17 protein-coding genes are annotated in these 19588 nt (G+C 59.3%); 8 read left to right on the forward strand and 9 right to left on the reverse strand.

The window, feature by feature from the left end; genetic code table 11:
- Positions 1–148: 148 nt before the first annotated feature.
- The 4 genes from dapB to grpE form a co-directional block, all read right to left on the reverse strand.
- A complete protein-coding gene (gene dapB, locus K5Y35_RS03560) occupies positions 149–952 on the reverse strand; it encodes a 4-hydroxy-tetrahydrodipicolinate reductase (RefSeq protein ID WP_016771766.1) in 804 nt (267 codons plus the stop codon).
- A 9-nt stretch (positions 953–961) separates the two neighbouring features.
- Positions 962–2086 carry a molecular chaperone DnaJ gene (gene dnaJ / locus K5Y35_RS03565; RefSeq protein ID WP_003221522.1) on the reverse strand — a complete coding sequence of 375 codons (1125 nt, stop codon included), beginning with the start codon at positions 2084–2086 and terminating at the stop codon, positions 962–964.
- 297 nt (positions 2087–2383) lie between these two features.
- Positions 2384–4300, reverse strand: coding sequence for a molecular chaperone DnaK (gene dnaK, locus K5Y35_RS03570; protein ID WP_222833679.1), 1917 nt, complete (start codon positions 4298–4300; stop codon positions 2384–2386).
- A gap of 102 nt (positions 4301–4402) precedes the next feature.
- Positions 4403–4969 (reverse strand): nucleotide exchange factor GrpE, encoded by a 567-nt coding sequence (grpE, locus tag K5Y35_RS03575; protein ID WP_123464526.1) that lies wholly within the window; start codon positions 4967–4969, stop codon positions 4403–4405.
- A gap of 240 nt (positions 4970–5209) precedes the next feature.
- Here grpE and recN point away from each other — a divergent pair, with 240 nt between their 5' ends.
- On the forward strand, positions 5210–6883 hold the full coding sequence (recN, locus tag K5Y35_RS03580) for a DNA repair protein RecN (protein WP_123464524.1): 1674 nt from the start codon (positions 5210–5212) through the stop codon (positions 6881–6883).
- Between the two features lie 87 nt (positions 6884–6970).
- Here the strand turns inward: recN and fur are convergent, their stop codons facing one another.
- Positions 6971–7375 (reverse strand): ferric iron uptake transcriptional regulator, encoded by a 405-nt coding sequence (fur, locus tag K5Y35_RS03585; protein ID WP_003221515.1) that lies wholly within the window; start codon positions 7373–7375, stop codon positions 6971–6973.
- Positions 7376–7472: 97 nt separating this feature from the next.
- Between fur and K5Y35_RS03590 the strand changes: the two genes are divergently transcribed.
- Positions 7473–8000 carry an outer membrane protein assembly factor BamE gene (locus tag K5Y35_RS03590; protein ID WP_123464522.1) on the forward strand — a complete coding sequence of 176 codons (528 nt, stop codon included), beginning with the start codon at positions 7473–7475 and terminating at the stop codon, positions 7998–8000.
- 61 nt (positions 8001–8061) lie between these two features.
- Here the strand turns inward: K5Y35_RS03590 and K5Y35_RS03595 are convergent, their stop codons facing one another.
- From K5Y35_RS03595 to K5Y35_RS03605, 3 genes are read right to left on the reverse strand one after another with little or no spacing between them, the layout of a single operon-like run.
- The gene (locus tag K5Y35_RS03595; protein WP_128615787.1) at positions 8062–8376 is read right to left on the reverse strand and encodes an RnfH family protein; all 315 of its coding nucleotides are present in this window, start codon (positions 8374–8376) and stop codon (positions 8062–8064) included.
- A complete protein-coding gene (locus K5Y35_RS03600; protein ID WP_123464518.1) occupies positions 8369–8803 on the reverse strand; it encodes a type II toxin-antitoxin system RatA family toxin in 435 nt (144 codons plus the stop codon). Before K5Y35_RS03600 ends, K5Y35_RS03595 begins: the two co-directional genes overlap by 8 nt.
- 7 nt (positions 8804–8810) lie before the next feature.
- Positions 8811–10214, reverse strand: coding sequence for a sodium-dependent transporter (locus K5Y35_RS03605; RefSeq protein ID WP_128615788.1), 1404 nt, complete (start codon positions 10212–10214; stop codon positions 8811–8813).
- A 119-nt stretch (positions 10215–10333) separates the two neighbouring features.
- Between K5Y35_RS03605 and smpB the strand changes: the two genes are divergently transcribed.
- A complete protein-coding gene (smpB, locus tag K5Y35_RS03610; RefSeq protein ID WP_007915208.1) occupies positions 10334–10816 on the forward strand; it encodes an SsrA-binding protein SmpB in 483 nt (160 codons plus the stop codon).
- 118 nt (positions 10817–10934) lie between these two features.
- Here smpB and K5Y35_RS03615 read toward each other — a convergent pair whose 3' ends face one another.
- Entirely contained in the window at positions 10935–11702 is a 768-nt protein-coding gene (locus K5Y35_RS03615; RefSeq protein ID WP_007915207.1) for an FCD domain-containing protein, read from the reverse strand.
- Between the two features lie 262 nt (positions 11703–11964).
- On the opposite strand from K5Y35_RS03615, the gene K5Y35_RS03620 reads away from it, so the two are divergent.
- The 5 genes from K5Y35_RS03620 to K5Y35_RS03640 all read left to right on the forward strand — a co-directional run bounded on the left by K5Y35_RS03620 (position 11965) and on the right by K5Y35_RS03640 (position 19563).
- Positions 11965–13659, forward strand: a complete 1695-nt coding sequence (locus tag K5Y35_RS03620; protein ID WP_222833680.1) for a lactate permease LctP family transporter — start codon at positions 11965–11967, stop codon at positions 13657–13659.
- 150 nt (positions 13660–13809) lie between these two features.
- Positions 13810–14634 carry a (Fe-S)-binding protein gene (locus K5Y35_RS03625; protein ID WP_222833681.1) on the forward strand — a complete coding sequence of 275 codons (825 nt, stop codon included), beginning with the start codon at positions 13810–13812 and terminating at the stop codon, positions 14632–14634.
- Positions 14631–16085: a LutB/LldF family L-lactate oxidation iron-sulfur protein gene (locus tag K5Y35_RS03630; protein ID WP_123464508.1), complete on the forward strand. Its 1455-nt coding sequence runs from the start codon at positions 14631–14633 to the stop codon at positions 16083–16085. Before K5Y35_RS03625 ends, K5Y35_RS03630 begins: the two co-directional genes overlap by 4 nt.
- Positions 16085–16756: a lactate utilization protein C gene (locus K5Y35_RS03635; RefSeq protein WP_222833682.1), complete on the forward strand. Its 672-nt coding sequence runs from the start codon at positions 16085–16087 to the stop codon at positions 16754–16756. Before K5Y35_RS03630 ends, K5Y35_RS03635 begins: the two co-directional genes overlap by 1 nt.
- Positions 16753–19563 (forward strand): FAD-binding and (Fe-S)-binding domain-containing protein, encoded by a 2811-nt coding sequence (locus K5Y35_RS03640; RefSeq protein ID WP_222833683.1) that lies wholly within the window; start codon positions 16753–16755, stop codon positions 19561–19563. The genes K5Y35_RS03635 and K5Y35_RS03640 overlap by 4 nt, the downstream gene beginning before the upstream one ends.
- The last annotated feature ends 25 nt before the right edge of the window (positions 19564–19588 follow it).

Genomic DNA, 19588 nt, shown 5'->3' on the forward strand with positions numbered 1-19588 from the left:
TTAGTGGACACACTAAAGCTGTAGCTTACAGAAAAAGGCTTTTTTGGTCCACCGCTAAAGAGCCTAAAAGGCCGGAGAATGCGACAGGTCGTCGCTCAGCGGGAAAAACCGGCGCAAACAGGGCGTTTGCACCGGGTTCAACAGGGGTTTAACGCAGGTCGAGCACGTCTTGCATGTCGTACAGACCCGGCTCGCGACCGTCCAGCCACAGCGCCGCACGTACCGCGCCTTTGGCGAACGTCATGCGGCTCGATGCCTTGTGCGTGATCTCGACACGCTCGCCATCAGCGGCGAACAGCACGGTGTGATCACCCACGATGTCGCCCGCACGCACGGTAGCGAAACCAATGGTTTCACGCTCACGCGCACCGGTCTGACCTTCGCGCCCGTAGACCGCAACCTTTTTAAGGTCACGTCCCAACGCATCAGCAATCACTTCACCCATGCGCACAGCGGTGCCCGACGGCGCATCGACCTTGTGGCGATGGTGAGCTTCCATGATTTCGATATCGACATCATCACCCAGCACCCGCGCAGCCGTGTCGAGCAGCTTCAGGCACAGGTTGACACCCACACTGAAGTTGGCGGCGAAGACAATTGGAATGTCCTTGCCCGCTTCGGCCAGCAATTGCTTTTCTTCGACACTGAAACCGGTCGTGCCGATGATCATCGCCTTGCCGTGCTTGCGGCAGAACGCGAGATTCTTCAGGGTCACGGTCGGGTGAGTGAAGTCGATCAGCACGTCGAACTCTTCGACCACGCGATCCAGATCCCCGGACAACGGCACACCGATACGGCCCAGCGCTGCCAGCTCACCGGCATCCGCACCGACCAGCGTGCTGTCGGGACGATCCACCGCCGCCGTCAGACCGGCACCCGGCGTTTGCTGCACCGCTTCAATCAGGGTTTTGCCCATGCGCCCGGCGGCGCCCATCACTGCAATACGTCGCATGCCGACTCCTTACAAATCGCCGAAGAAGCGCTTTACACCGTCGAACCAACCGGTGGTTTTCGGCGAGTGGCTGTTGTCGTCGGCCAGGGAGCTGCGGAACTCTTCCAGCAGTTCGCGCTGACGACGGTTCAGGTTGACTGGGGTTTCGACGGCCACGCGGCACATCAGATCGCCCGCACCGCCGCCACGCACTGGCGCCACGCCTTTGCCACGCACGCGGAACTGCTTGCCGGTCTGGGTGCCCTCGGGGATTTTCAGTTTGACGCGACCGTCGAGGGTCGGAATTTCCAGCTCGCCGCCCAATGCCGCATCGACGAAGCTGATCGGCACTTCGCAGAACAGATGCTTGCCATCACGCTGGAAGATGTCGTGCTCGCGCACATTGATGACGACATACAGATCGCCTGTCGGACCACCCTGCGTACCCGCCTCGCCTTCGCCGGACAGACGAATGCGGTCACCGGTATCGACGCCGGCCGGCACTTTGACCGACAGAGTCTTGTACTCTTCGACACGACCGTCGCCGTGGCAAGAGTCGCACGGATCGGAAATGATCTTGCCCTGGCCATGGCAACGCGGGCAGGTCTGTTGTACCGAGAAGAAGCCTTGCTGCATGCGCACCTGGCCGATGCCGCCGCAGGTCGGGCACGTCGACGGCGACGAGCCTTTCTTCGCGCCGGAACCGTCGCACGGCTTGCAGTTGACCAGTGTCGGAACGCGGATGTTCACGGTGGTGCCGCGTACCGCTTCTTCCAGATTCAGCTCCAGGGTGTAGCGCAAATCGCTGCCACGCTGGGCGCCACCACGGGAACCGCCGCGACCGCCACCGAAGAAGTCACTGAAGACATCGCCAAAGATGTCAGAGAAGTTCTGCCCGCCGAAACCGGCGCCACCGCCACCCATGCTCGGGTCGACGCCGGCATGACCGTATTGGTCGTAGGCCGCGCGCTTGCTGGAATCGGACAATACTTCGTAGGCCTCATTGGCCTCTTTGAACAGTTCTTCCGACGCTTTGTCATCGGGATTACGGTCCGGGTGATGCTTCATCGCCAGGCGGCGATAGGCCTTCTTCAAGTCCGCGTCGCTGGATCCACGCTCAACACCCAACACTTCGTAATAGTCACGCTTTGCCATAAGTTCTTTGCACTCTTGAGGACGTCCGGCAAACCCCTCCTGAGGATGGCCAAACTCGTTGAGCCCCAATACAGGCCCGGACCCAACTCACGTCAATTCAACGATCCTGGTCTTTGTTTCTTGTGGTACTTGCGGCGCGAAAAGCAGGAGCATTCCCGGCCATACCAGCAACACGCGAGGCTTGTCGCATGTTGTAAAAATTCACGTATTCCAGATACGCCAACGCGGGAGCAAGCTCCCGCGCGGCGACATCCTACCAGTCACCGCCGCAAGGCAGTCAACCGGCCGACCAACAACTTACTTGTGGTCTTTGACTTCTTCAAACTCGGCATCGACAACATCGTCGGCCTTTTCAGCTTTCTCGTCGTGCGGCGCCGCGCCTTCAGCAGGCTGAGCCTGTTCGGCGTACATCTTCTGGGCAACCGGAGCCGAGACTTTCGACAGCTCTTCAACCTTGGCTTCGATGGCAGCCTTGTCGTCGCCTTTTACAGCGGCTTCCAGTGCAACCACGGCAGCTTCGATCGCGGTCTTCTCTTCAGCGCTGACTTTGTCGCCCGCGTCAGCAACCATTTTGCGCGTCGAGTGAACCAGAGCATCACCCTGGTTACGGGCAGCGGCCAGCTCTTCGAACTTGCGGTCTTCCTCGGCATTCGCCTCGGCGTCACGCACCATGCGCTCGATCTCTTCGTCGGACAGACCGGAGTTGGCCTTGATCACGATCGACTGAGTCTTGCCGGTCGCCTTGTCTTTCGCGCCGACGTGCAGGATGCCGTTGGCGTCGATGTCGAAGGTCACTTCGATCTGCGGCACGCCACGTGGAGCAGGTGGAATGTCGGCCAGGTCGAACTTGCCCAGAGACTTGTTCTGCGCCGCTTGCTTACGCTCACCTTGCAGGACGTGAATGGTCACAGCGCCCTGGTTGTCGTCGGCAGTCGAGAACACTTGCGATTTCTTGGTAGGAATCGTGGTGTTTTTCTCGATCAGCGCGGTCATCACGCCACCCATGGTTTCGATACCCAGGGTCAGCGGGCTGACGTCGAGCAGCAGAACGTCTTTCACGTCACCGGCCAGAACCGCGCCCTGGATGGCAGCACCCATGGCAACTGCTTCGTCCGGGTTCACGTCTTTACGTGCTTCTTTACCGAAGAAATCGGTCACCAGTTTCTGCACCAGCGGCATACGGGTCTGACCGCCGACCAGGATCACGTCGTTGATCGCGCCAACGTCGATACCGGCGTCTTTCATGGCGATGCGGCAAGGCTCGATGGTGCGCTGAACCAGGTCTTCAACCAGTGCTTCGAGCTTGGCACGCGAGATCTTCACGTTCAGGTGCTTAGGACCGGTCGCGTCTGCAGTGATGTACGGCAGGTTGACGTCGGTCGACTGAGCGGACGACAGCTCGATCTTGGCTTTCTCAGCGGCTTCTTTCAGGCGCTGCATGGCCAGCGGGTCACCTTTGAGGTTCATGCCGCTTTCTTTCTTGAATTCGTCAACGAGGTAGTCGATCAGACGAATGTCGAAATCTTCACCGCCGAGGAAGGTGTCACCGTTGGTGGCCAACACTTCGAACTGGTGCTCGCCGTCAACTTCAGCGATCTCGATCACGGAAACGTCGAAAGTACCGCCACCCAGGTCGTAAACGATCACGGTGTGATCGCCCTTGGCCTTGTCCATACCGTAAGCCAGAGCAGCTGCGGTTGGTTCGTTGATGATACGTTTAACGTCCAGACCGGCAATGCGGCCGGCGTCTTTGGTCGCCTGACGCTGGCTGTCGTTGAAGTAGGCCGGAACGGTGATTACCGCTTCGGTCACTGGCTCGCCGAGGTAGTCTTCGGCGGTCTTCTTCATCTTCTTCAGGATTTCAGCCGAGATTTGTGGCGGTGCCATTTTCTGGCCGTTCACTTCTACCCAGGCGTCGTTGTTGTCAGCCTTGACGATCTTGTAAGGGACCATCTGGATGTCTTTTTGCACAACTTCTTCGTCGAAACGACGACCGATCAGACGCTTTACTGCGTACAGGGTGTTGTGCGGGTTGGTCACTGCCTGACGCTTGGCCGACTGACCTACCAGGATTTCGCCATCGTTGGCGTAAGCGATGATCGACGGCGTGGTGCGCGCGCCTTCAGCGTTTTCAATAACCTTGGCCTTGCCGTTTTCCAGCACGGAGACGCAGGAGTTGGTAGTCCCCAGGTCGATACCGATAATTTTGCCCATGTTCACTCTCCCGAAACTTTGGATTTTGTTGCCGCAGCAGTGGTGGCTAACTGCGGTAATACTTAAACGCTTGACTTCTAAATGGGGGCCTTGCGGCTAATTTCAAGCCTTCTCGTCAATCGAAGGCGAAATTGGCGCTGGCGCCTTGCTGACCACAACCATGGCCGGACGCAACAGGCGACCGTTGAGTTGATAACCCTTCTGGAACACCTTCAGAACGCTGTTCGGCTCTACGTCGGCACTTTCTTGCATGGCCATCGCCTGATGATGAACGGCGTTGAACGGTTCGCCATGCGGGTCGATCGCTTCAAGCTGATAACGCTTGAGGGTGTCGTGGAACATTTTCAGGGTCAGTTCGATGCCTTCACGCATCGGACGGATGCTTTCGTCGTCCGGGCTCGAAAGCTCGAGGCCGCGCTCCAGGCTGTCGACGATCGGCAGCAGGTCGCCGGCGAATTTTTCCAGCGCAAACTTGTGCGCCTTCTCGACATCCTGTTCGGCACGGCGACGGACGTTCTGCAGATCGGCAGCTACACGCAGAGACTGATCCTGCGCGGCGGCCAATTGCTCTTCGAGCACTTGTACACGGGTCGCCAGGTCGTCACCCGAGCCTTCGGGCGCCTGATTGGCTTCTGGGTTTTGCGTATCTACTGTCTGTTCGTCAGCCATAGAATTCTCCTTTCAATTTCGTCCGCGAGCCTGACTCGCGCTTCTGCCCCGATATATGGGGCCGCAAAATCAGGCTTCAAGGGCTGCCAATGATTAACCCTACAAAAAAGTGCCGCATTCTCATTACCGGATGCGCTAAGCAGTTTTTGAGTTCAAGCAAATCGAGCTAAGGAAGGGCATTGTCAGCCCGAAACAAAACACTGTATAAATAACCAGACCTTAAGCTTGGGAGCGGCCTTCATGCTGGTGCACCTGTCCGTACATAACTACGCCATCGTTGAACATCTCGATCTCGAACTTGATCGCGGGATGAGCGTGATCACAGGGGAAACCGGCGCCGGCAAGTCGATCATGCTCGACGCTCTGGGCCTGACCCTCGGCGATCGCGCCGACAGCGGCGTGGTTCGCCCCGGCGCCGACAAGGCCGACATCCTCGCCACCTTCGACCTGGTGGACATCCCTGAAGCCCATGCCTGGCTGGCCGAGCGCGACCTGGACATCGACGGCCCGTGCATCCTGCGCCGGGTCATCACCTCCGAAGGTCGTTCCCGCGGCTATATCAATGGCACGCCCTGCCCGCTCGGCGATCTGAAGTCGCTCGGCGAGTTATTGATCGACATCCACAGCCAGCATGAACACCAGTCGCTGCTGAAGACCGATACTCATCGCCGTTTGCTCGACGAATACGCAGGCGCCACCGACCTGGCCCGTCAGGTTCAACTGGCCGCCCAGCGCTGGCGCCAGACGCGTCAGGAGCTTGAGCGACTGTCCAACTCCGGCGACGAGCAACGCGCTCGCCACCAACTGCTCAGCTATCAGCTGGAAGAACTGGAGAATCTCGGCCTCGGCGAAAACGAACTCGAGCAACTGGAGCAGGAACACAAGAACCTGACAAACGCCGAGACCCTGCTGGGCATTTGCCGACAAGTGGTCGAGCAATGCAGCGAGAGCGATTCCGGCAATGTGCTGAACGCGCTCACCGCCAGCCTCAATCGCCTATCGAGCGTGAACAACTCGGTCGGCGCACTGGGCGAAGCCAGCAGCCTGCTCACCAGCGCGCAGATTCAGGTGGAAGAAGCCGTCGGCGAGCTCAATCGCTTCCTCGATAACTTCGATGCCGACCCGGCCCGCCTGCAATATCTGGAGGAGCGCCTCGACGCGATCTATACCCTGGCTCGCAAGCACCGGATCCAGCCGACCGAAGTCGGAGAAATGCAGCAAAAGCTGCTGGATGAAATCGAAACCCTCAACGCCAATGATGAATCCATCGAGCGCCTGGGCGAGGAACTGGCTTCCTATGCCCGCCACTATCAGGAAAAAGCCCGAGAGCTGAGCGATCTGCGCCATCAGGCCGCCGGCAGTCTCGCCAGCGCGGTTGAGCAGGAAATTCAGCGCCTGGGCATGCCTGGTGGTCGATTCACCATCGAACTGCGGGCCAATAGCAGTGACGAACTATTGCCTAACGGCCTCGAACAGGTCGAACTGCTGGTCAGCGCCAACCCCGGCCAGCCACTCAAGGCACTGGCGAAAGTGGCCTCCGGTGGTGAGCTGTCGCGGATCAGCCTGGCGATTCAGGTGATCACCGCGCAAACCTCTCGCGTACCGACCCTGGTATTCGACGAAGTGGATGTGGGGATTGGCGGGCCAACCGCTGAAATCGTCGGCCAATTGTTGCGTCGGCTCGGCGAGCGCGGGCAGGTCCTGACCGTGACGCACTTGCCGCAAGTGGCGGCGCAAGGGCATCAACATCTGTTCGTGCACAAGGTGCGCGGCGAACAGGCGACGCATACCGCCGTTTCCAAATTGAGCAAAAACGACCGTATAGAAGAAGTAGCACGGATGCTGGGCGGGATCGACCTGACCAAGGAGTCGCTGGCGCACGCCAAGAAGATGGTCGTTACCGCGAAAGCCTGAGCGCCGAAACAAGTACGACAGAAAGCACGAAGGCGACCCTTGGGTCGCCTTCGTTCGTTTCGCGAACCTGAAATTCGCGCGACATGCTTACTTTTTCTTGCGTACGTACAGCACCAGATTGTGATCTACCAGATCAACACCGTGCTCCTCGGCAATTGCCTTCTGGAGCTTTTCGATTTCCGGGCTGACGAATTCGACGACCTCACCGGTTTCCACGTTGACCATATGATCGTGGTGGCCGCCGTCGGCCAATTCAAATACCGCGTGGCCACCGTCGAAGTTGTGACGGACCACGAGGCCAGCGGCTTCGAACTGGGTCAGAACACGGTAAACCGTGGCCAGACCGACGTCCTCGCCCGCTTCCATCAACGCCTTGTAGACGTCCTCGGCACTCATGTGACGCTGCTCGGTAGAGTCGAGCATTTGCAGGATCTTGACCCGTGGCAGGGTCACTTTGAGGCCGGCTTTGCGTAGTTCGCTATTTTCAACCATGGTCAGCTTTCTCGCGATGCTGCTTCGCAGCTTCTCTTAATGCGGGTATGATCGGCGTTTACGTTGTCCCAGCCAAGATAGTGGAAGTCGCCCACCGATGCAAAACACCAAGCTCTTGCTAACCAGTTTCACCTTTGTGGGACTGCTCGCACTCGCCGGTTGTTCATTCCCCGGGGTTTACAAAATCGACATCCAGCAGGGCAATGTCGTCACGCAGGACATGATAGACCAGTTACGCCCGGGAATGACCCGGCCGCAAGTACGGTTTATCATGGGCAACCCTCTGCTTGTCGACACGTTCCATGCCGATCGCTGGGATTATCTGTACAGCCTGCAACCGGGTGGCGGTGAACGCCAACAGGAACGCGTCAGCGTTATTTTCAACTCAAACGACCAGCTTGTCAGCCTGTCCGGTGACTTTATGCCGGGCGTCAGCCGTGACGAAGCCATTCTCGGCAAGGACAGTGGCACCAAGGTGACCGCTCCTGCTGAAAACGCCGAGAAGCCAAAACCGGAAAAACCGGTCAAGCCAGGTTCCTTGCTGGATCAAATCCAGAAGGACGTCGATGGTGTAGAAACCGTTCCGGTTCCGACACCAGAGCCCCTGGACACCTCGCCGCAATAATTTGCGACGCAATAAAAAACCCGGAAATTCCGGGTTTTTTATTGTCTGCCGTTTGGCATTCTCACTGATTTCGAGCTTTCGCCTCGGCAGCCTTGGCTGCGCGCAAGCGCCGTACCTCTTTCGGGTCAGCGAGCAACGGGCGATAAATCTCAATACGATCCCCCGCCTGAACCAGGCGAACCTGAGGATCGGCAACCACTTTGCCAAAGATCCCCAAAGGGCAATCCGCCAGATTCAGTTCGGGAAACGCCTCACCGATGCCCGAGGCGAGCACCGCAGCCCGTATTGTCGAACCTTCAGCCACACTGACGGTACGCAAAACCTGACGATCAACGGCCGCATACACGACCTCTATCTCGATCACCGGCTCAACCATGCATCTGCTTGGCGCGCTGGCAGAACGCGTCCACCAGGGTATTCGCAGCCTGATTGAACAGCGGCCCCAAGGTCGCACGCACCAAAGGCCCGGCGTAGTCGAAGGAAAGATCCAGGCTGATCTTGCAAGCCTTCTCATTCAACGCTTTGAACACCCAGACACCGTGCAACTGATTAAACGGACCTTCTTCAAGGTTCATCTCGATTGTTTGCCCCGGCACCAGCGTATTACGCGTCACAAAGTGCTGACTGAGTCCACCCTTGGCCACGCCGACGCTGGCGCGCATGTGTTCCGGCGAGCTTTCCAGCACTTCGGCAGACGAGCACCACGGCAGAAACTCCGGATAACGCGCCACGTCGTTGACCAGGTCGTAGAGAAATTGCGCCGGGTACGGCAGCAGCGCTGATCGTTGAATATGTGTCGTCATGTAAGCGTTACTTCCAGAGCTGAGCGGCAAATACTACAAGAATGCCGATAGGCGCCACGTAGCGCATCAAGAACAAAGACAGGGCAAACAGCGCCGGATTGCGAATCGACAACTCGTCACGCACCGCCTCACGCCCCATCACCCAACCGGCAAACAGCACAAAACACAGGCCACCGAGCGGCAGCATGATCCGCGAGGTGAAGAAATCGATCACGCCGAAGAAGTCCAGACCGCCCGCCGCCCCCCATTGGTAGAGATGGAACATTCCGCCTTCGTTCACGAAAAATTTGGCCTCCTTCCAGATATTGAAGGAGAACACCGTGCCCAGACCAACGAACCAGCAAATGAATGCCAGCCAGAAAGTAACCCAGGCGCGGCTGATTTTCGTGCGCTCAACCAGATAGGCCACCATCGGCTCCAGCAGGGAAATCGCCGAACTCCACGCCGCAATCGCCACCAGCACAAAGAACACCACGCCCATCAACTGACCGAATGCCACGTTACCAAAAGCAAATGGCAGGCTGACGAACATCAGGCCTGGGCCTTCGCTAGGGTTCAGTCCGCCGGCAAACACAATCGGGAACAGCGCCAGACCGGCCACCAGCGACACAAAGGTATCGAGCAGTGCGACGCCGACCACCGTACCGGACAACGACGCATCCTTAGGCATGTAAGCACCGTAGATCATGATCGAGCCGACACCGACGCTCAGCGAGAAGAACGCGTGGCCCATGGCCGGCAACAAGCCGTCGAGGACTTTTTCCGGGTGGAAGTCGAACATGAAATGCACGCCTTCCATGAAATGCCCGGTGGTCATGCTGTAACCCAGCAGCACCAGCACCATCACGAACAACAGCGGCATCATGATGCGCAGGCTGCGCTCAAGCCCGGCGACCACCCCTTTGGCGATCACCACCGCCGACAGCAGCATGAAAATCGTGTGCCAAAGTGTCAGACGCCACGGATCGGCAATGACCTTGCCGAAATAAGCGCCGACCTGGTCGGCCGTGGCGCCCTGAAAGTCCCCGCGCCCCATGTCGACGATGTAATCCAGCGACCAGCCGCCGACCACACTATAAAAAGACAGGATCAGCAGCGCCGTGATCATCCCGGCAAAGGCGCCCCACGACCACTTGGCCGAATGCCCGGCATCGAGCGCCAGGACCTTCAGGGCGTTCGCCGGACTTTGCCGGGCGCGACGACCGATCAGGGTTTCAGCGAGCATGACCGGAACACCGATCAGCGCGATGCACGCCAGAAACATCAGCACAAAGGCACCGCCGCCGTAGACCCCGACCATGTAGGGGAATTTCCAGATACTACCCAGTCCCACGGCCGAACCGGTCGCGGCGAGTATGAATACCCAGCGGCTAGCCCAACTGCCGTGGACAGAAACCTTGTCTGTCGACATCGTTTATCACGCCCAAGCGTTAGAAAAAGAGGCCGCATTGTCCGGGATTCACTCAACCTGCTCAAGCACGCAGCATCACCGTAGCCGACAGCGGAACAACTCCATATAATGCCGCCCCTATGGCTAAACAGAAGAAACACCCAACAGGGACCATCGCGCAGAACAAAAAGGCGCGACACGATTACTTCATCGAGCATAAGTTCGAGGCTGGTCTGGTCCTGGCCGGCTGGGAAGTAAAAAGTCTGCGGGCAAGCAAGCTACAGCTGGTCGACAGCTATGTCCTGCTCAAGGATGGCGAAGCGTGGCTGCTCGGCAGTCACATCACGCCTCTGATGACCGCAAGCACCCACGTCATCGCAGACCCGGTGCGCACACGCAAATTGCTGCTCAACCGCCGCGAGCTGGAAAAGCTCGCCGCCGCCGTGCAGCAAAAGGGTTACGCCTGCGTATGCCTGTCCTGGTACTGGAGCAAGCACATGGTCAAGTGCGAAATTGCTCTGGGCAAGGGCAAGAAGGAATACGACAAGCGCGACACCGAGCGCGAGCGCGATGCCGGTCGCGAGTTGCAGCGCGCCGTGCGCAACAAGGGCAAGGAAGACTGATTTCTTCTGCCTTTAGAGCGTATTCGCGAGCAAGCTCGCTCCCACCTTGGAATGCATTTCAATGTGGGAGCGAGCTTGCTCGCGAAAGCTATTGCAGCATCAACACAAAAACAACTGATCACATCCCTTTGCGTCGCTCCGCCCGGGCCATGCGCTGAACCTCCTGCCGCACCTCTTCCAGCACTTCCTGCACATACAGAATGTGCCGACTGGACACTTCCCGCGCCTGCTCCGCGCGACCTTCGATGATCGCCAGATACAATTCCCGGTGCTGAGTGATCAGCATGTCGCGGGTTTCCGTGCGTTGTTTGTACATGCCGCCGATGTTGGTCACGACGTTACGCTTGAGCAGATCGAACAGCCCGCGAATGGTGTGCAGCAACACCGCGTTATGACTGGCCTCGGCAATCGCCAGATGGAATTTTGCGTCCGCCGCGCCCTCTTCTGCCCGACTGACTTCGTCGTGACGCGAATAACAATCCTGCAACTCTTCGAACGCTGCGGTCAGCCGCTCACGGTCGACATCGGTGGCACGCAATGCAGCGTAATAGGCGCACGATGCCTCCAGAGTGTGCCGAAATTCCAGTAGATCGCGCTGCGCCTCCGGATTGCTTTCGAGCAGTTGCAGCAGTGGATCACTGAAGGTCGAACCGAGGCTTTCCACCACATAGTTGCCACCGCCCTGACGACTGACCAGCAAGCCTTTGGCCGCCAGTTTCTGGATCGCCTCGCGCAGCGACGGCCGTGATACGCCAAATTGTTCGGCCAGCGTGCGTTCCGCCGGAAGCCGCTCCCCCGACTTCAGCGTGCCCTCGAGAATCATCCCCTCGAGTCGCTCGACAATATCGTCAGACAAACGGCGCTGCCGAATCTGATCAAACCCCATAGCTCATTTCTCCACGACCCCGACCGCTCGCCGGGCTCTCTATTCTGGCCTATCGGCGCCTTGCCGACACCTACCAAACACCACCTGCCCGAACCGGATCAGTTGCCATCTGCACCGCTTGTTCGACAAAAGTTTTAGGGCGGCAAATTGACACACCGCCATCAAGGCTTTTACCCTAGCCAACAGCGATTGTAAATTGGTATTACCAATTAACCAAGAACGCTGACAGTGCCTGACCAACAACAATTAGGGGCCACCCCATATGCAAACCTGGCAACAGCTCTACAGCCCGCTCGGCAGTCTCGGCGTGTCCGCTCTCGCGGCCGTCATTCCCATCGTTTTCTTTTTCCTCGCGCTGGCGGTGTTCCGCCTCAAAGGTCATGTGGCCGGCAGCATCACGCTCGCCTTGTCGATTGCTGTGGCGATTTTCGCTTTCCACATGCCGGTCGACATGGCCCTCGCTGCGGCGGGATACGGCTTTGCCTATGGTCTGTGGCCAATTGCCTGGATCATTGTGGCGGCGGTGTTCCTCTACAAACTGACGGTCAAGAGTGGTCAGTTCGAGGTCATTCGCAGTTCGGTGCTGTCGATCACCGACGACCAGCGCCTGCAGGTGCTGCTGATCGGTTTCTGCTTCGGTGCATTTCTGGAAGGTGCCGCCGGTTTCGGCGCGCCCGTGGCGATTACTGCCGCGCTGCTGGTCGGCCTGGGTTTCAACCCGCTATATGCCGCCGGCCTGTGCCTGATCGCCAACACTGCACCGGTTGCCTTCGGCGCTTTGGGGATTCCAATCATTGTTGCCGGGCAAGTGACCGGCATTGATGCGTTCAAGATCGGCGCCATGACCGGTCGCCAACTGCCGCTGCTGTCGCTGTTCGTGCCGTTCTGGCTGGTGTTCATGATGGACGGCCTGCGTGGCGTGCGTGAAACCTGGCCGGCTGCACTGGTCGCGGGCCTGAGCTTCGCCATCACCCAATACTTCACCTCGAACTTCATTGGGCCAGAATTGCCGGACATCACCTCGGCGCTGGCCAGCCTGATATCGCTGACCCTGTTCCTGAAAATCTGGCAGCCAAAACGCACCGCAGGCGCGCAAATCGCCGGCGCCACGTCGAGCGCAGCGATCACCGCCAGCGTCGGCGGTTTCGGACAGAAGCGCACCACCGTGGCGTCGCCTTACAGCCTCGGGGAAATTTTCAAAGCCTGGTCGCCGTTCCTGATTCTCACCGTGCTGGTGACGATCTGGACGCTGAAGCCTTTCAAAGCGATGTTCGCCGCTGGCGGCTCGATGTACAGCTGGGTGTTCAACTTCGCGATTCCGCACCTTGATCAAATGGTGATCAAAACCGCACCGATCGTGGCCACCCCGACTGCCATTCCAGCGGTGTTCAAACTCGACCCGATTTCCGCGACCGGCACGGCGATTTTCTTCTCCGCGCTGATCTCGATGCTGGTGCTGAAGATCAATTTCAAAACTGGTCTGACCACTTTGAAAGAGACCTTCTACGAACTGCGCTGGCCGATCCTGTCGATCGGCATGGTGCTGGCCTTCGCTTTCGTCACCAACTACTCCGGCATGTCTTCGACCATGGCCCTGGTGCTGGCCGGTACGGGCGCAGCGTTCCCGTTCTTCTCGCCATTCCTCGGCTGGCTCGGCGTGTTCCTCACCGGTTCGGATACCTCGTCCAACGCACTGTTCAGTTCGTTGCAAGCGACCACCGCACACCAGATCGGCGTCAATGACACCCTGCTGGTGGCGGCCAATACCAGCGGCGGCGTGACCGGCAAGATGATCTCGCCACAGTCGATTGCCGTGGCCTGCGCGGCGACCGGCCTGGTGGGCAAGGAATCGGATCTGTTCCGTTTCACCCTCAAGCACAGCCTATTCTTTGCAACCATTGTCGGTCTGATCACGCTGGCCCAGGCCTACTGGTTCACCGGCATGCTGGTGCACTAAACCTACAACAAACACAGAAAAAACCGACGCCGGTTCGTGATACCGGCGTCAGCAATTCACACCCCGGTCTGTAAGGCTGCTGAAAGCAACGCTCTTTATATTCAGCAGCCGCCACAGACGGATAACCGGGACCACCCGGAGACACGCCTGATGAGCGAGCTTTTTTACAACGCTGTGCCCAACGCCACCCGCGTGGCACCGCCACTGCCCGAACCTCGGCAATACCCCAGCGAGAAACCGTCGCGGGTCTACCTGTTCGGCACGTGTGTGGTTGACCTGTTCTACCCCGAAGCCGGGATGGACGCGATCCACTTGCTGGAGCACGAAGGGATCAAGGTCGAGTACCCGCAAGGGCAAAGCTGCTGCGGACAACCGGCCTACACCTCGGGTTACACCGAGCAGGCACGAACCGTCGCGCGCTCGCAACTGGCGCTGTTTACCGGGGATTATCCGGTGGTGGTGCCGTCGGGTTCATGCGCGGGCATGCTGCGCGAGCATTACGCCGATTTGTTCAAGGACGAGCCGGAGACGTTGAAACAGGTGCAGGCCCTCGCCGCCCGCACCTATGAACTGGCTGAGTTTCTGCTGTTTGTCTGCAAGGTGCAGCTCAAGGACAGCGGCGAGCCGGTCAAAGTCGCGCTGCACACTTCGTGTTCGGCACGGCGCGAGATGAACACCCACCTGCACGGCCGCGAGTTGTTGGCGCAGCTGAGCAACGTGGAACGGGTCAACCACGATCACGAAAGCGAATGCTGTGGCTTCGGTGGGACATTCAGCGTCCGTATGCCAGACATTTCCGGCGCGATGGTGGCTGACAAGACCAAAGCGTTGAAGGAATCCGGCGCGCACAAGGTCTTGAGTGCCGACTGCGGCTGCTTGATGAACATCAACGGCGCATTGGAGAAACAAAAAGAAGCGCTGCGCGGGCAACATCTCGCCAGCTTCCTGTGGCAACGAACCGGAGGTGCGCAATGAGCACTTCCGCGATTATTCCTACGGTCGCCGTAGAAGAAGATTTCCGCACCCGGGCGCACAACGCTTTGGGTGATCAGCAGTTGCGGAACAACTTCCGCACGGCCATGGACTCACTGATGGTCAAGCGGGCAGCCGCTTTCAGTGATGCCCACGAAAGAGAACATTTGCGCGCCCTGGGCAACTCGATCAGGGCGCGTGCGCTCTCCAAGTTGCCCGACCTGCTCGAGCAACTGGAAAAGAACCTGACCCGCAACGGTGTGACAGTGCACTGGGCGGAAACGGTGGACGAGGCCAATGGCATCGTCTTGTCGATCATCCGCGCTCACGAGGCGCGGCAAGTGATCAAGGGCAAATCGATGGTCAGCGAAGAGATGGAGATGAACCATTTCCTCGAGGCTCAAGGTGTTGAATGCCTGGAGTCCGACATGGGGGAATACATCGTCCAGCTCGACCACGAGAAGCCTTCACACATCATTATGCCGGCGATCCACAAGAATGCCGGTCAGGTCGCGTCCTTGTTCCACGACAAACTTGGCGTGGAATACACCAAGGACGTTGACCAACTCATTCAGATCGGTCGCAGAGTCCTGCGGCAGAAATTCTTCGAAGCGGACATCGGCGTCTCCGGTGTCAACTTCGCCGTCGCCGAAACCGGCACCCTGCTGCTGGTGGAAAACGAAGGCAACGGGCGCATGACCACCACCGTGCCACCGGTGCACATCGCCGTCACCGGCATCGAAAAGGTGGTGGAAAACCTGCGCGACGTGGTGCCGCTACTGTCGCTGCTGACCCGCTCGGCGCTGGGTATTCCAATCACCACCTACGTCAACATGATCTCCGGCCCGCGCAAGGAACATGAACTCGACGGCCCGCAGGAAGTGCATCTGGTGCTGCTCGACAACGGTCGCAGCCAGGCCTTTGCCGACAGCGAATTGCGCCAGACCCTGAATTGCATCCGCTGCGGCGCCTGCATGAATCATTGCCCGGTCTACACCCGCGTCGGCGGTCACACCTACGGCGAGGTGTACCCTGGACCGATCGGCAAAATCATCACCCCGCACATGGTCGGCCTGGCGAAAGTCCCGGATCACCCGAGCGCTTCGTCGCTGTGCGGCGCCTGCGGTGAAGTGTGCCCGGTAAAAATTCCGATTCCGGCAATCCTGCGTCGTTTGCGCGAAGAAAACGTCAAGGCCCCGGACTCGCCGCATCAAGTGATGCGCGGTCAGGGCAGCAAGTATTCGCGCAAGGAACGTTTCATCTGGAACGCCTGGGCGAAACTTAACAGCTCGCCGACGCTGTATCGACTGTTCGGTTTCTTCGCCACACGCCTGCGCGCACTGACGCCAAGCAACGTCGGCCCGTGGACGCAAAACCACAGCGCGCCGAAACCCGCCGCCCGCTCACTGCACGACATGGCCCGCGAGCATCTGGCCAAACAGGGAGACCGCTGATGAGCGCCAAGCAAAACATCCTCGCCAAGCTGCGGAAAAGCCTGACCGGCGCCACACCAATTGCCGACAACTTTGATGTCGATCTGGTGACGCAGCCTTACACCTACAGCGCCGATCAACGCATCCCGCAACTGCGCAAACTGATGGAAGCGGTGCACACCGAAATTCATCTGACCTCTGACGCAGAATGGCCGGCGCTACTCGCGCAATTGCTGCGTGATCGCCAACTGCCAAGCCTGTTGATCGCGCCGACTACAGCGCACGGGCAACGCATCACACAACACTGGGCGAATCATCCTGATCTGCCCGCGCTGAAATCCTACGACCGGCCGATGGAAGCGTGGAAAGCCGAGTTGTTCGACGACACCCCGGCCAGCCTCACCGGCACCCTCGGCGCAATTGCCGCCACCGGTAGCCTGATTATCTGGCCGACCCGCGAAGAACCGCGGTTGATGAGCCTGGTGCCGCCGGTGCATTTCGCCCTGCTCAAGGCCAGCGAAATCCGCGACAACTTCTATCAGGTGCAACAGGAATTCGAGTGGGCCCAAGGCATGCCGACCAACGCATTATTGGTGTCCGGCCCGTCGAAAACCGCTGACATCGAGCAAGTCCTCGCTTACGGCGCCCACGGCCCGAAAGACCTCGTAGTGCTGATCCTGGAGGACCAATGACGCTTCCGGTGAATTTCCTGCGTGATGCGCAACAACTGATTCCGGCCGAGCGCCGTTTTGATGATCCGCTATCGACGCTGGCCTTTGGCACTGACGCCAGTTTTTATCGGCTGATCCCGAAACTGGTCATCCGCGTCGAGTCCGAAGATGAAGTCGTCGGCCTGTTGAAACTGGCCCAGCGCGACCACGTTCCGGTGACCTTCCGCGCTGCGGGCACCAGCCTTTCCGGGCAAGCCATCAGCGATTCGGTGCTGATCGTGCTGGGGGATAACTGGAACGCCCGCGAGATTCGCGGCCAAGGCACGCAAATCCGCCTGCAGCCGGGCGTCATCGGTGCGCAGGCCAACGCATGGCTGGCACCGTTCGGCCGCAAGATCGGCCCGGACCCGGCGTCGATCAACGCCTGCAAGATCGGCGGCATCGTCGCCAACAATGCCAGCGGTATGTGCTGCGGCACGGCGCAAAACACCTATCACACGCTGGCCGGGATGCGCCTGGTGCTGGCCGATGGCACGCGTCTCGACACCGAAGACGCTGCCAGTGTCGCAGCATTTCGCAACAGTCATGGCGATCTGCTGGAGCGCCTGGCGACATTGGGCCGCGAGACCCGCGCCAATGCCGAGTTGGCCGCGAGAATTCGCCACAAATACCGTCTGAAAAATACCACCGGCCTGTCACTCAACGCCCTGGTGGATTTCGACGAGCCTGTGGATATCTTGAGCCACCTGTTGGTTGGCTCCGAAGGCACCCTCGGTTTTATCAGTGCGGTGACCTACAACACAGTGATCGATCACCCGCACAAGGCGTCGGCGCTGATCGTGTTCCCGGATGTGGAAACCTGCTGCAACGCGGTCACCGTGCTGAAAAGCCAACCGGTGTCGGCGGTGGAACTGCTCGATCGACGCAGCCTGCGCTCGGTGCAGGACAAACCCGGCATGCCCACTTTCGTACAACAGCTGTCGAACAATGCCTGCGCCCTGCTGATCGAATCCCGCGCCGCCTCTTCCTCTTTGCTGCAGGAACAGCTGGCGCAGATCATGGCGTCACTCAGCGGTTTCCCTGTGGAAAAACAAGTCGACTTCACCGAAGACCCGGTCGAGAACGCCCGCCTCTGGGCGATTCGCAAGGACACCTTCCCCGCCGTCGGTGCCGTACGCAAAACCGGCACCACGGTGATCATCGAAGACGTGACTTTTCCGGTCGAGCAACTGGCCATCGGCGTCAATCGCCTGATCGAGCTATTCGACAAGCATGCCTACGACGAAGCGATCCTTTTCGGACACGCACTGGAAGGCAATCTGCACTTCGTCTTCACCCAAGGCTTCAACAGCGCGGAAGAAGTCGCACGCTATCAGGCGTTCATGGACGACGTCGCGCAACTGGTGGCGGTGGAATTCGGTGGCTCGCTGAAGGCCGAGCACGGCACCGGGCGCAACATGGCGCCGTTCGTGGAGCTGGAATGGGGCAGCGATGCCTATCAACTGATGTGGCAGCTCAAACGCCTGCTCGACCCCAACGGCATCCTCAACCCGGACGTGGTGCTCAGCGAAGATCCGCAGATTCACCTCAAGCACCTGAAGCCGCTGCCGGCGGCCGACGAGATTGTGGATAAATGCATCGAGTGCGGCTTCTGCGAACCGGTCTGCCCGTCGAAAGGCCTGACCCTGAGTCCGCGCCAGCGCATCGTGATCTGGCGTGACATTCAGGCAAAAAAACGCGCTGGCATCGACACCCGCGAACTGGAAGAAGCCTACGCGTACCAAGGCATCGACACCTGCGCCGCCACCGGCTTGTGTGCGCAACGCTGCCCTGTAGGCATCAACACCGGCGAACTGGTGAAAAAGCTCCGCGCCCGTAACGCCACGCATCAGAAAACCGCTGACTGGATCGAAGGAAATTTCGCCAAGACCCTGCAAGGCGCACGTTTTACTCTGCACGTGGCCAACGGTGCGCGGATGCTGCTCGGTGCGCCACGTCTGGCGAAGCTTTCAGCAACCCTGACGCGCTTGTCCAAAGGCCAGGTGCCGCTGTGGACGAATGCGATGCCGCAGCCGGAAAAAGCCATTCGCTTCAGTCCGAGCGTCTCCGATGAGCGTCCGCGCGTGGTCTATCTGGCTGCCTGCGTATCGCGGGTCATGGGCCCGGCAGCCGGAGACAAAGAGCAGATGTCGCTGTACGACAAGACCCGTGGCCTGCTGGAAAAGGCCGGTTACCAGGTGGTGTTCCCGGACAATCAGGACAACCTCTGCTGCGGTCAGCCGTTCGCTTCCAAAGGCTATGCCGAACAGGCCGAGCACAAGCGCCAGGAGCTGATCAGCGCCCTGCTTCACGCCAGTCGCGGCGGACTCGATCCGATCTATTGCGACACCAGCCCGTGCACCCTGCGCCTAGTGCAGGATGTCGGCGATGTTCGCCTGGACCTGTACGACCCGGTGCGCTTCATTCGTACGCACCTTCTCGAGCGACTCGAGTTCACCCCGCAGGATGCACCGATTGCTGTGCATGTGACGTGCAGCACCCAGCATCTGGGCGAGAGCCAGGCGCTGATCGATCTGGCACGCAAATGCAGCACCAACGTGGTCATCCCCGAAGGCATCCATTGCTGCGGGTTTGCCGGTGACAAGGGCTTCACCACGCCGGAGCTGAACAGCCATTCGCTGCGCACGCTCAAGGAGGCGGTGCAGCATTGCAGCGAAGGGATTTCCACCAGCCGGACTTGCGAGATCGGTCTGACGCAACATGGCGGAATTGACTACCACGGACTGGTCTATCTGGTGGATCGAGTGACCCGGGCGAAGGCCTGCTGAAGAAAAATAGAACCCTTGAGTTCGA

It is taken from the genome of Pseudomonas sp. SC3(2021), assembly GCF_019856535.1.
GTDB lineage: Bacteria > Pseudomonadota > Gammaproteobacteria > Pseudomonadales > Pseudomonadaceae > Aquipseudomonas > Aquipseudomonas monsensis.

Bases quoted from the DNA above. Each gene is read 5' to 3' on its own strand.
- dnaJ (WP_003221522.1), bottom strand. From the start codon at position 2,086: ATGGCAAAGCGTGACTATTACGAAGTGTTGGGTGTTGAGCGTGGATCC.
- K5Y35_RS03600 (WP_123464518.1), bottom strand. From the start codon at position 8,803: ATGACGACACATATTCAACGATCAGCGCTGCTGCCGTACCCGGCGCAA.
- K5Y35_RS03595 (WP_128615787.1), bottom strand. From the start codon at position 8,376: ATGGTTGAGCCGGTGATCGAGATAGAGGTCGTGTATGCGGCCGTTGAT.
- K5Y35_RS03620 (WP_222833680.1), top strand. From the start codon at position 11,965: ATGCAAACCTGGCAACAGCTCTACAGCCCGCTCGGCAGTCTCGGCGTG.
- grpE (WP_123464526.1), bottom strand. From the start codon at position 4,969: ATGGCTGACGAACAGACAGTAGATACGCAAAACCCAGAAGCCAATCAG.
- K5Y35_RS03605 (WP_128615788.1), bottom strand. From the start codon at position 10,214: ATGTCGACAGACAAGGTTTCTGTCCACGGCAGTTGGGCTAGCCGCTGG.
- dnaK (WP_222833679.1), bottom strand. From the start codon at position 4,300: ATGGGCAAAATTATCGGTATCGACCTGGGGACTACCAACTCCTGCGTC.
- fur (WP_003221515.1), bottom strand. From the start codon at position 7,375: ATGGTTGAAAATAGCGAACTACGCAAAGCCGGCCTCAAAGTGACCCTG.
- K5Y35_RS03635 (WP_222833682.1), top strand. From the start codon at position 16,085: ATGAGCGCCAAGCAAAACATCCTCGCCAAGCTGCGGAAAAGCCTGACC.
- K5Y35_RS03615 (WP_007915207.1), bottom strand. From the start codon at position 11,702: ATGGGGTTTGATCAGATTCGGCAGCGCCGTTTGTCTGACGATATTGTC.
- K5Y35_RS03590 (WP_123464522.1), top strand. From the start codon at position 7,473: ATGCAAAACACCAAGCTCTTGCTAACCAGTTTCACCTTTGTGGGACTG.
- K5Y35_RS03640 (WP_222833683.1), top strand. From the start codon at position 16,753: ATGACGCTTCCGGTGAATTTCCTGCGTGATGCGCAACAACTGATTCCG.
- dapB (WP_016771766.1), bottom strand. From the start codon at position 952: ATGCGACGTATTGCAGTGATGGGCGCCGCCGGGCGCATGGGCAAAACC.
- K5Y35_RS03625 (WP_222833681.1), top strand. From the start codon at position 13,810: ATGAGCGAGCTTTTTTACAACGCTGTGCCCAACGCCACCCGCGTGGCA.
- K5Y35_RS03630 (WP_123464508.1), top strand. From the start codon at position 14,631: ATGAGCACTTCCGCGATTATTCCTACGGTCGCCGTAGAAGAAGATTTC.
- smpB (WP_007915208.1), top strand. From the start codon at position 10,334: ATGGCTAAACAGAAGAAACACCCAACAGGGACCATCGCGCAGAACAAA.
- recN (WP_123464524.1), top strand. From the start codon at position 5,210: ATGCTGGTGCACCTGTCCGTACATAACTACGCCATCGTTGAACATCTC.